This window comes from Natronospira sp., assembly GCF_007134575.1.
Lineage (GTDB): Bacteria > Pseudomonadota > Gammaproteobacteria > Natronospirales > Natronospiraceae > Natronospira > Natronospira elongata.
The window spans coordinates 1-11,322 of the sequence record NZ_SLKM01000168.1; the positions used below are offsets into that span (position 1 = coordinate 1).

Annotated in this window: 7 protein-coding genes; 4 read left to right on the forward strand and 3 right to left on the reverse strand. The window is 63.3% G+C overall.

The window, feature by feature from the left end:
• The first annotated feature begins 66 nt into the window (after positions 1 to 66).
• Positions 67 to 441 carry a DUF559 domain-containing protein gene (locus ACJWXQ_RS06605; protein WP_346049890.1) on the forward strand — a complete coding sequence of 125 codons (375 nt, stop codon included), beginning with the start codon at positions 67 to 69 and terminating at the stop codon, positions 439 to 441.
• A gap of 54 nt (positions 442 to 495) precedes the next feature.
• Here ACJWXQ_RS06605 and ACJWXQ_RS06610 read toward each other — a convergent pair whose 3' ends face one another.
• Positions 496 to 2,319 carry a 3-hydroxybutyrate oligomer hydrolase family protein gene (locus ACJWXQ_RS06610; RefSeq protein ID WP_346049888.1) on the reverse strand — a complete coding sequence of 608 codons (1,824 nt, stop codon included), beginning with the start codon at positions 2,317 to 2,319 and terminating at the stop codon, positions 496 to 498.
• Between the two features lie 141 nt (positions 2,320 to 2,460).
• On the opposite strand from ACJWXQ_RS06610, the gene ACJWXQ_RS06615 reads away from it, so the two are divergent.
• Together ACJWXQ_RS06615 and ACJWXQ_RS06620 are read left to right on the forward strand one after the other, a co-directional pair.
• Positions 2,461 to 3,225, forward strand: coding sequence for a 3-hydroxybutyrate dehydrogenase (locus ACJWXQ_RS06615; RefSeq protein ID WP_406672423.1), 765 nt, complete (start codon positions 2,461 to 2,463; stop codon positions 3,223 to 3,225).
• Between the two features lie 25 nt (positions 3,226 to 3,250).
• Positions 3,251 to 3,925 carry a response regulator transcription factor gene (locus ACJWXQ_RS06620; protein ID WP_346049884.1) on the forward strand — a complete coding sequence of 225 codons (675 nt, stop codon included), beginning with the start codon at positions 3,251 to 3,253 and terminating at the stop codon, positions 3,923 to 3,925.
• Here ACJWXQ_RS06620 and ACJWXQ_RS06625 read toward each other — a convergent pair.
• Both ACJWXQ_RS06625 and ACJWXQ_RS06630 read right to left on the reverse strand, forming a co-directional pair.
• On the reverse strand, positions 3,889 to 7,269 hold the full coding sequence (locus tag ACJWXQ_RS06625; protein WP_346049882.1) for a PAS domain-containing hybrid sensor histidine kinase/response regulator: 3,381 nt from the start codon (positions 7,267 to 7,269) through the stop codon (positions 3,889 to 3,891). The genes ACJWXQ_RS06620 and ACJWXQ_RS06625 overlap by 37 nt on opposite strands.
• 89 nt (positions 7,270 to 7,358) lie before the next feature.
• A complete protein-coding gene (locus ACJWXQ_RS06630; protein ID WP_346049880.1) occupies positions 7,359 to 9,599 on the reverse strand; it encodes a TonB-dependent receptor in 2,241 nt (746 codons plus the stop codon).
• A 204-nt stretch (positions 9,600 to 9,803) separates the two neighbouring features.
• Between ACJWXQ_RS06630 and ACJWXQ_RS06635 the strand changes: the two genes are divergently transcribed.
• Entirely contained in the window at positions 9,804 to 11,117 is a 1,314-nt protein-coding gene (locus tag ACJWXQ_RS06635; RefSeq protein ID WP_346049878.1) for a GntP family permease, read from the forward strand.
• The last annotated feature ends 205 nt before the right edge of the window (positions 11,118 to 11,322 follow it).

Sequence of the window (11,322 nt, forward strand, 5' to 3'; positions counted from 1 at the left end):
GGCTGTGCGCTCGCTCGGCGCTTCCTATCATAGGCGGCAACAGTCAACCGCACCGGGGAGCAAACAATGATGACTGCAGGGGAAATCACGCAGAGCGGCCGCAGGCTGTTCGCCAGCCTTCAATCGCAGGGCGACGCCGACAAGCGGCTGTGGAAGCGGCTCCGCCATCATCAACTGGGGGTCCTGTTCCGTCGCCGGCAGGTTCTTGGCAGCAACCGGGTGGACTTTTACTGTCCGGAGGCTGCCATGGTGGTGGTGATCGACGTCGAACCTGATGACAGGGGAAACGAGGAAGATCAACGCTATCGCCGCTTCGGCCTGGAGACCCTGCGCTTCGAGGAAAGCGAGATCCTGGAAGATCTGGACCGGGTGGTGGTGGAGATCTTTCGTCAGGTCACTCTCCGCACCAACTCCCCGGCCTTTCAGGGCCATCACTCATAATCGCTCGGGGCACCCGGGCGCGGCGAACCCGCGGCGCCCGGGTCGATCCCAATCTTACCGCCACTGCTTCGCCTCCGGCAGCGCGTCCTCATACTCTCCCGTCAGATCCAGGGGGGCCGCCAGCGCCGCCTCTCCATCCAGCACCTGCCACAAGCGCTCAAAGCCCGCCTGGGCGTAGGGCATCAGGGGACCGTGCAGTGATCGCATGCCCGGCAGGGCCAGCATGGCGTCGAAATGCTGGGCCCGAGGTATCTCGCGATAGACCAGATGATCCGCACCGGCAGCCAGTGCTGCCTCCACGTAAGGGCGGCTGCTGAAGGCGGCCGGCACCAGACCGTCCATCTCGCCATGCAGGATCAGCACCGGCACATCCGGCAAGCGGGCGCTGGCCAGAGTTTCCGCCACCGCCGCCCGCAGTCCGGTCGCTTCCTCATCATCGCCGGTCCACAGTTCTCGCAAGCACCCCAGTCCGACGATGGGATCCTGCCCTTCCCCGTCCAGCAATTCGATCATCCCGTCCGGGGCGATACCGGGGCTCAATGACCACCAAAGATTGCGTTCAACCGTCGTGGCCAGGCGAGGTCGGCGGTCATCATCCAGCAACGCCGTGCGGTAATCACAGGGCATGTCGCCAGCACCGCGGGCGAGATAAGCGGAGGCATAGGTGGCGGCGACCGAGCGAAAGAGGCCAAACGCGGCATTGATCGCCGACTGACTCAGGGCCTGCTCGGTGAAACCCGCATCCCGCAGGATAGTGGCCGCCTCGGCCGGATCCGGCTGCTCCAGCCAACCGGCCTCCGCCAGGGCCTCACAGGCCTGGCGCCCTGTCACTGCCTGCCCCGGCTGTGCCAGGCTCATCGCCGACAGGGCATCCTGGTCGGCCAACAGACAGGGCTGATAGAGGGCCGCCAGGGTGGCGTAATCGTAAAGTGGCGGCGCTCCCTCAACAGTGATGTTGGGCGCCACGGCCAGCACCGCATCAATCCAACCAGCCTCATCCTCTTCCGCGGCCCGCAGCACCGCCCCGCCGGCATTGGACAACCCGGCGGCCAGAACACGCACCTGCCCCCTATCCACCTCATGCTCCGGGGTGGCCTCCTCCAGCCAGACCAGAGCCTGATCAATGGCGGCCAGGGTGAACTGACCCCAATCGGCCTCGGGATGGTCTCCGGAATGAGCATGCTGCATGGCCACAAGTGGCTTGGACGTCGTGCTATCGGGCTCAAAGCCGAGCGGCTCCTCGCCGGGTGCGGCAACCTGGGCGTCCAGGGTGATGCCCTTGCCCGCGGCCAGATCGAAATGATCTGAACCAGCCCCCTTGTCAGTCATGACCAGGGCGCAGCCTCGCGATAGAGCCCATGGCCCCGCAAAGCCGATGGCACCATAAACCCCGCGGGAACCGGAGGCCGGAGCCACGACCAGGCAGGGGGTATCGGCATTGAATGAATCCGGCAACTGCATCAGAACGCGTGCCGGCTGACGATGGCCGTCCAGACGAAGGAACTGATGAAACTCCACGCCGGCAAGCTGCGGCAGGGGGTCATCGGCGAAGGGTGCCGGGCCCTGCACATCGACGATCGAGGTCCAGTTGGCGTGCATGGCGAGGCGACGCCGGGCCTCAAGCGAGGCCTGTTCAGGCTCGGCCGGAACAGGGGCCCGGGACTGGAGACCGCGCCAGCCCAGACCGGCCGAGACCAGGTCCTCGTAAGGCGTGACCTTGAGCTCCCCCAGCGCCTGATAGGACGGCCCCATCGACTCCTCCGGCCGCTCCCGTTCACAGCCCAGCAATGAGGCCAGCAGAAGCGGCAGACAAGTCAACACAGCCAGGGACAGCAGCCAGGGCCTTGCCAGACTGTTACTGCCAGTTCTCTCTGTCATCAGATTCGCTCCCAGTCGTGATCAGTCCATACAGCACAGCTTAACGCCCTAAAACCCCGGCCCGACTTGGACCTTGGTACAGGTTCGGTCATCGCCCGAACGTGCTAGCGTTTTCATACAGCCAACAAGGAGCATAGAGCAATGGCTCAGCGACATGTACTGATCACGGGCGCGGGCAGTGGTATCGGCGCAGGCATCGCCCATGACCTGGCCGCCAGGGGCGACCAAATTACGGTCAGCGACCTGTCACTGGAAGCCGCGGAAGCCACTGCCCGGGCAATCCGGGATGCCGGCGGCAAGGCCGAGGCCCTGGCCATGGATGTTGCCAGTGATGAATCGGTCAACGCCGCCCTGGACCAGCTCTCCGATCCGGTGGAGGTGTTGATCAACAACGCCGGTCTGCAGCATGTGGCGGCACTGGCGGACTTCCCCATGAGCAAATGGGATCAACTCATCCAGATCATGCTGGTGGGCGCGGCGCGAGTCACGCGGGCGGTTCTGCCCGGCATGGAGGCTCGAAATTTCGGGCGGATCATCAATATCGGCTCCATCCATTCACTGGTCGCCAGTCCTTACAAGAGCGCCTATGTTGCCGCCAAGCATGGTCTGCTTGGGCTGTCGAAAGTGGTGGCACTGGAGACGGCGAAATCCGACATCACCATCAACACCATCTGCCCGACCTATGTGAAGACACCGCTGGTGGAGCAGCAGATCGAATCCCAGGCCCGCAGCCACGGCATCCCCAAATCGCAGGTCGTGGATGAAATCATGCTCAAGCCCATGCCCAAGGGCGTTTTCATCAGTTTCGAGGAGCTGGCGGGCATCTGCCATTTTCTGATCGGTCCCGCAGCACGTAATATCACGGGACAGACCATCACCGTGGACGGCGGTTGGACGGTAACCTGAATGACCGCGCCAAGAGTGGAGACCCATGCCGCGTGTACTGATCGCCGATGATCACCCCCTGTTCCGGGCTGCGCTCAGCCAGGCGCTGGCCCAGTGCCTGCCGGAAGCCGAAATCATTGAAGCCCATGATCTCCCCCAGGCCCATGCATGTCTTCAGGAGTATCCCGACACCGACCTGGCCATGCTGGACCTGCGCATGCCGGGCAGCCAGGGACTGGCGGGCCTGGCCGCCATCCGCTGTGAGTATCCCTCCGTGGCCGTGGTCGTGGTTTCCGGCAACGAGCACCCGCAGGTAGTCCGCCGGGCCCTGGACCATGGTGCTGCCGGCTTCATCCCAAAGAGCTCAGGCCTGGAGGAGCTGACCGAGGCCATCGAGGCCATCATGAACTGTCGCGAATGGATCCCCCCGGGACTGGAGGAAGCGGTCGCTGCCGAGCCAGGCGGTGACGAGGAGCTGGCTGCCCGCATCGCCAGCCTGACACCCCAGCAGTTCCGGGTATTGCAAATGGTTGCCGAGGGCTATCTCAACAAGCAGATTGCGGATCAGCTTGGCATTCAGGAGCGCACCGTCAAGGCCCATATGAGTGACATCTTCCAGAAACTGGATGTCCGTAACCGGACCCAGGCCGGGGTCGCTTTCCGTCAGTTAAGTATTGATCAAGGCTACGAGCGCCGACGGGAATCGGAGGCCCTGGACTGAGAGCGGGCTGACAGCAGGCGCCGCAACAGCGAACGCAGCGCCAAAGGCTTGAGGGGTTTGTGCAGGAGCTCACAACCGGCTTGGGCAGCTGCCTCACGCAGAGACGCACCGTGGTCGGCACTGATCAGAACGGCTGGCAGGGGCCCCAGCTCCTGGCGCAGAGATTCCAGTACGGCAAGACCGGTTTCCCCTTTATCCAGATGGTAGTCCAGCAGCAGGACATCCGGCAGGGTATTCGCGCAGGTCTCTGCCGCTGTCCGGCCATCGCGAGCCTCGTAGACCTCGCACCCCCATTCCGATAGCAGCCCCGCCAGGGAGGCGCGCATGGCCGGGTCGTTATCCACCACCAGTACCCGACCCTGAAGCCGGTCACGACCGATCCGGCTGGGCTGACGCGCCTGGCGCCTTCCAGGCTCTGCCCGGGGGACCCGGACCCCGAACAGAGTGCCGCGACCGGGCACAGACTCCAGCACCAGCTCATGGCCCAGCAGCCTGGCCATGCGCTCGGAAATGGCCAGCCCCAGTCCCAGCCCGGGCGCGGCTTCCTCGGCCTGCAGCCGCCTGAACTCCTCGAAGATCACCTGCCGGGAATCCGGCTCGATCCCCGGACCGGTATCCCAGACACCTACAAGCAACTCGTCGCCATAACGACGACATCCCATCAGTACTCGGCCCCGCTCGGTATAGCGCAGGGCGTTGGACAGGAAGTTCTGAACGATCCGGCGAAGCATCTGGACATCGCTGCGGACCCAGACCCGGCTCTTTACACAGCGCAAATCCAGTCCCCGTTCACCGGCAATCAGGGAGAACTCACCAGCCAACTGATTGAACAGGTCATTCAGGGGAAACTCATTGATGCGTGGTCGCAAGCCCCCGGCATCCAGACGGGAAATATCCAACAAGCCGCTGAGCAGGGATTCGGTGGCCCCCAGGGCCCCATCAATCTGCTGCAGACTGCGCGCTTCCGCCTGGCCATTCATGCGTTGCGCCAAAGAATGGGTCAGCAATTGGGCGGCATTGAGCGGTTGCACCAGGTCGTGGCTGACCGCGGCGAGAAATCGGGTCTTGGCCTCATTGGCCCGCTCCGCCTCGGTCATCGCCTGCTGCAGTTCGGCGGTACGGGATTGCACGCGTTGCTCCAGGGTCTCGTTGATCCGTCGCAGTTCCTCCTCGGTATGGCGAAAGGCCGTGACATCGGTAAAGGTGGCCACAAAACCGCTACCGGGCATGGGGTTGCCGCGAATTTCGATGATCCGACCATCCGGCCAGGCGCGCTCCACCCGGTAGCGGGAACCGCTGCGCATATGGGCCAGGCGTCGCTCGATGGCACCCTTGCTATCCCCGGCCGCCAGTAGCCCGGTGCGGGCATTGTGCTCAAGCAGATCCGCCACCGGGCGGCCCACGCGAATCAACTCGGGGGGATAATCGAACAGATCCAGATAGGCCCGATTCCAGGCCACCAGCCTTAGGCGATCGTCCACCACGCAAACGCCCTGACTCATGTTTTCCAGGGCCCCTGACAGAACCTCGCGACTGAAGCGCGCGCGGGCCGAGGCCTCGCCCACCATGTCGGCGACAGTGTCCAGCGGTGCCGGGGCCCGCTGGCGGGCTGCATCAAGCAACAGCCGCGCCGATGCGGCGCCCACCATGGCAGACAGCTCATGCTCGACGGCTCGTTCCAACTGGCGACCCTCACCACCATTGTGGAGCAGACGAACTGCCCGCTCCCTGCCCAGGAAACGCCGGGCAATGGTCTCCAGGGTATCCGGGTCAATCTGGTTGGTGGGGGCGGCCGGCGCCTGCCCTGGCCCCAGCAAACGCAATAACAGGAAGATAAAGGCCAGATTGACCGCCAGACTGGTGGCAACGGCGCGGGCCAGCACATCCAGTTGGCCCAAACCGAAAAAGCCCTCTGGCGATAGCCAGGCCAGGCCCAGCGGGCCGTCGGACAACCAGGCAGTGGGCAAGCCGAGAGCCGAAACCGCCAGGGGCACCAGCAACACATAGGTCCAGACCACGATCCCCGCTGCCAGACCGGCCAGGATGGCGCGCTCCGGCAATCCGGGACGATAAACAGCGAGCACCACCGCCGGTGCCAACTGGGCCAGGCCCGAAAAGGACAGGGCGCCGATCTCCCCCAGGGGCTCTGCCACACCAAGGGCCCGGCTGTAGCCGTAGGCCAGCAGCAGAACCACGAGTATCCCAAGCCGGCGCTGTGTACGCACCGAGATGGGCAACTCGCCGCGACGGCCGCCGGTTCCCCGCAACAAGGCCGGTGTCAGCCAGTGGTTACCGATCATGATCGACAGGGTCAGGCTGGCCAAGATCACCATGCCGGTTGCCGCGCTCAGCCCCCCCAGGAAAGCGAACAGGGCCAGCCCCGTCTGCCCTTCCATCATCGGCAGTTGCAAGACATAGAGATCGGGCGGCACTCCCGCCGGCCCCAGCAGTTCGCCGCCCGCCCGGGCCAGGGGCAGGATGGGCAGGCTGATAAGGATCAGAAACAGCGGGAAGAGCCAGCGTGCCGTTCGCATGTGCTCGGGATCACGGCACTCGACAATCCCGATGTGGAACTGATGCGGCAAGGTGAACATGGCCAGGGCACCGAGCAGCATCAGGGTCAGGAAGCTGTCCAGGTTTTGAAACTCTGGCCTGGGTGTACTGGCAAGAAGGTCCGCGGGCCCTGAAAACAGCACAAAGACGACGAAGCCACCCAGGGCCAGCATGGCGGCCAGCTTGAACAGGGACTCGAAGCCCATGGCGAATACCAGACCGCGATTGTGTGCGGTGGCCGCCGCCCATCGGGTCCCGAAGATCATGCCGAACACGGCCATCAGGATCGCCACGTAAAAGGCCAGGTCCTGCCAGGCCGGCGGCTCCCCTCCCCCGACCTCGCCTACACTCAAGGCGCTGAAACTCATGGCAACCGCCTTGAGCTGCAGAGCGATGTAGGGAACCAGGCCGATCAGGGCCACAGCCGTCACTGCCGCAGCCAGAGCCGAACTCTTTCCGAATCGACTGGCAATGAAGTCGGCAATGCTGGTGCTGTTGTGCTGTTTGCTCAGGCGTACCAGGCGACGCAAGAATGGCCAGCCAAACAGAAACAGCAGGATGGTGCCGATGAAGGTAGGCGGTATGGGCCAGCCGGATTCGGCCGCCTGGGTGGTAGTGCCGTAAAAGGTCCAGGCGGTGCAGTAAACCGCCAGAGAGAGCACGTAGACAGTCGGCCAGATTCGATGCCAAAGGCGGCTGGGGCGTTCTCCCAGCAAGGCCACCGCAAACAGCAGCCCCAGCCAGGCCAGGCCGGCCAGAATCAGGGTGGCAATGGTGACCGTCTGGGTCATGAACTCAAGCCTGAAACATGCATGGCATCAGAATACCCGACGGAAAACGGCCCCGCGAGTGCGGGGCCGTCTCCGGATCCACGCCGGGATCAGTAGTAGTGACGCAGGGAGAGCATCCAGTGGCGAGGTGCGCCAAAGAAGGCGCCCTGGATATTACCCACGCTGGAGAACTCCTGGGCATCCACCTTGTACACTTCATCGGTGAGGTTACGGACACTGGCTGCCACTTCCCAACGGGCATCGGGGGTGAGATAGCGCAGCTGGGAATTGAACAGCCAGTAGTCATCCTGGAACAGGCCCGGCTGATTATCCACGCTCAGGGCCGTCTCATCACGATACTGGGCATCGCCACTCAGGGTCAGGGTGCCGCCATTGCCCAGATGGAAGTCATGCAGGACCCCAAAACGGAATGTGACGTCCGGGGAGAAGGGCACCTCGTCATCCGAGCGGTCGGCATCGTCAAAACGGAGATCAAAGAACTCCTTGTAGCGAGCGTCCAGCAGGCCCAACTGCATGGATAGACGGGTATCGTCGCCGACCTGGGCCAATGCTTCCAGCTCCAGACCGTCAATACGCAGTTCACCCGCGTTGATGACCGGGAACTGGTCGATATCCTCGGCCACCCGAGCCTGGAAATCCTGATAGTCGCTGCGGAACACCGCCCAGTTGGTGAGCAGGCGTCCATCCAGGAAGGTCGCCTTGAGACCCAGCTCGAAGGTATCCACGATCTCCGGATCAAATGCACTGGTATCCGTTGGCGCATTGGCACGGCCATTGAAACCGCCCGCCTTGTAACCGCGGCTCAGGGAGCCGTAGGCCATCATGTTTTCATCAATGTCATAACGGACGCTGAGCGAGGGCGTGACTTCCGACCAGCTGTCCTTGTCCTCGAAGGCGAATGTGCCTTCCAGAAAATCAAAGTTCGAGAAGGTAGATGTGGTGCGGAAGTACTCTTTCTCATCGCGGGTGTAGCGAGCCCCGGCGGAAAGCTGCCAGCGCTCGGCCAAATCCCAGGTCCCCTGTGCAAATACGGCGTAGCTGGTCGTGCTCAGGTCATCTTCAATGGTGCGCAGAAAATCCACCGGTGCACCGGCAAAGGTAAAGGCATCATTGGCAATGGCTTCCTGATAGGAAGGCACGTCTTCCTGCATGTAATAGACACCGGTGACAGCCCGGAAGTCATTGCCGCCGTCATAGTGGAACTGGAACTCCTGGCTGAACTGGGACTGATCCAGGGCCACCAGCGCTTCGGTCACGGAGAATCGGGAATTATCGAAATCGAGCCAGAAGTCGGTGTCCAGCTCTCGATAGGCGCTGATCCCCTTCATTCGCCAGTGTTCATTCAGGCCCAGCTCCCAGCGGGCACTCAGCCCCCAATGATCCAGGTCCTGACCCTGTCCGGGATGCAGGTTGGTGGAGGTGCGGAAGTTGAACTCTTCTTCCGGCGCGGGCAGGAGAACAGTGCTCTCGCCGGTGGCCAGATCCACCTGAATCAGGTCTTCCTGCTGTTGGCCCAGCGTGGCGGCCGCCCGCTGACGGGTATAGTCCCAACTGAGGGTGAGGTTGAAATCCGCTGCCGGATCGTAATGCAGCTTGGCACGCAGGGCCTGACTATCGTCATCATTGAACTCACCACCGAAGACCGGATCTTCCACATAGCCATCCATGCCGGTCACAAGGCCTGACAGGGACATGCCCCAGTCGTTGCCCAGACCTCCGCCAACATAGAACTGGCCGTTGTAGCGGCCATAGTCACCAACTCCCAGCTCGGCAATGGCTTCATTCACTTCGCCGGGCGTGCGGGTGATGATCTTGATTGCCCCTGCCGGTGAGTTACGACCATAAAGGGTGCCCTGAGGCCCACGGAGTACTTCGACCCGCTCCACGTCAAAAAGATTGAACAAAGCCCCCTGGATGCGGGACATGTAGACATCGTCCACGTAGATGCCCACCCCCGGATCAAAGGTCTGCAGGGCATCCGGCTGACCAATGCCACGGATGAAGGCGTTGACACTACTCGCCGACGCCCGGCCCTGGGCAATATTGACGTTGGGCACGGCGGCTTGAATATCGTCCAGCTGTACCGCCTGAAGATCACGCAGATCTTCACTGCTGAAGGCGGTCACTGCCACCGGTACTTCCTGGATGGTCTCTTCAACCCGACGGGTGGTCACCGCAACGCGACCCAGGTCACGGGCCTCCTCGTCGGCACCTCGCTGCTGAGCCTGCTCCTCGTCCTGCTCCGCATCCGCCGTATCGGCAAGAATCGGAGCAGGGACCAGAAACAGGAGGCTGACCAGGCTCCATGCGGAAAGTCGCTTGATATCCATGGGGACTCCTCAAGTTCACTCACTCGGGTGCAGCGGCTTTTGCCCCTGCAAGACTGTCTGGCACTAATGGAGCCTAGAAGGCAGGCACCCGGGTGTAACTTGTACTTTGGTACAGTTTCGCCGCAGGCAGCAGTCAAACGACCATGACTTCCGTGAAGCGACCGGGGGGACCCCGGTGAAGTCACCCTGTGCGGGAGTCATGGGATGCTGAGTGTCATCGGTTTGCTGGGCGCGCTGGCGCTATTGATCTTTCTCACCATGCGCGGGCTAAGCCTGTTCGTGGCCACGCCCCTCTGCGCCCTGATCGTCGCTCTCACCAGCGGCCTGCCCCTGCTGCCACCCCTGGCCGAGACCGAGGGCATGGACCTGGTCAGCCAGTACATGGACGGCTTCACGGGCTTCATCGCTTCCTGGTTCTTCGTATTCCTGCTGGGGTCCCTGTTCGGCAAGCTGATGGAATCCTCGGGCTCCGCGGAAAGCGTTGCCAACTGGATCATCAATCATCTGGGAACCAAGCGTGCGGCCCTGGCGGTGGTGCTGGCCTGCGCCGTGCTCACCTACGGTGGCGTCAGCCTTTTCGTGGTGGCTTTCTCAGTCTACCCCATGGCGGTGAGCCTGTTCCGGGAGGCTGACCTGCCCCGACGATTCATTCCCGCCACCCTGGCCTTCGGTTCGGTCACCTTCACCATGACGTCTGCCGGCTCCCCCGAGATCCAGAACTGGATTCCGGTGGAGCACCTGGGGACCAGCCCCCTGGCCGCCTGGGAGGCCAGCCTGATCGTGGCCATCTTCATGGCCACGACCGGTTACTGGTGGCTGACCTGGATGCTCAAACGCGCAGTGGCCCGGGGAGAGAAGTTCGAGGCCCGCGAGGAGGATACCGCCACCCGCCGGGACAATCTCCCCCACCCGGCCCTGGCCATCATTCCTCTCAGCCTGGTGCTGGGCATCTCCTTTACCACCCACGATGCCCTGGGCACCTCGGCCCTGATTCTGGCCCTGCTCTCTGGTTGCATCGGCGCGGCCCTGACCAATCCCCGTTTCCTCAAGGCCCCGGGACAGGCCCTGACCGACGGCGGCGTGGGCGCGCTCATTGCCATCGGCAATACCTCGGCCGTGGTGGGCTTCGGCTCCGTGGCCCGAGTTTCGCCGGCCTTCGAGTCCGCCGTGGACTGGGTTACCGGCATCCCCGGCGCGGGACTGGCCACCGCCGCCCTGGCGGTCTCGGTGATCGCCGCCTTGACCGGCTCCGCCTCGGGTGGCCAGGCCATTGCCCTGCCCATTCTGGGACAGCACTACATCGACCAGGGCGTGGACCCCGACCAGCTCCACCGCACCGTCGCGATCTCCTCCGGCGCCCTGGATTCCCTGCCCCATAACGGCTACGTGGTAACCACCATCCGCGCCATCTGCAAGGAAACCCACGCCGCCGCCTACGCCCCGGTGGGCGCCCTGACCGTCATCATCCCCCTGGCCGGCCTGGTACTTTGTCTTGGCCTGTTCGCCATCGGGCTTTGATGGGATGAAAGGGGTTTGAGTCCCTGGCCCAAGAGAGAGCATCTCAACAAAAAACGGCCCACCCGGGCTGGGTGAGCCGTTTCAGCTTAATGGTGGGCCGCCAGGGACTCGAACAAATCGTCCGGAACGATTTGTCGCGAAGCGCGGTAGCGCGAAGCCCGGAGCGAAGCGGAGGGTGAGTCTCAGGGATGAGACGAACAACCCC

Bases quoted from the DNA above. Each gene is read 5' to 3' on its own strand.
- ACJWXQ_RS06605 (WP_346049890.1), top strand. From the start codon at position 67: ATGATGACTGCAGGGGAAATCACGCAGAGCGGCCGCAGGCTGTTCGCC.
- ACJWXQ_RS06610 (WP_346049888.1), bottom strand. From the start codon at position 2,319: ATGACAGAGAGAACTGGCAGTAACAGTCTGGCAAGGCCCTGGCTGCTG.
- ACJWXQ_RS06615 (WP_406672423.1), top strand. From the start codon at position 2,461: ATGGCTCAGCGACATGTACTGATCACGGGCGCGGGCAGTGGTATCGGC.
- ACJWXQ_RS06620 (WP_346049884.1), top strand. From the start codon at position 3,251: ATGCCGCGTGTACTGATCGCCGATGATCACCCCCTGTTCCGGGCTGCG.
- ACJWXQ_RS06625 (WP_346049882.1), bottom strand. From the start codon at position 7,269: ATGACCCAGACGGTCACCATTGCCACCCTGATTCTGGCCGGCCTGGCC.
- ACJWXQ_RS06630 (WP_346049880.1), bottom strand. From the start codon at position 9,599: ATGGATATCAAGCGACTTTCCGCATGGAGCCTGGTCAGCCTCCTGTTT.
- ACJWXQ_RS06635 (WP_346049878.1), top strand. From the start codon at position 9,804: ATGCTGAGTGTCATCGGTTTGCTGGGCGCGCTGGCGCTATTGATCTTT.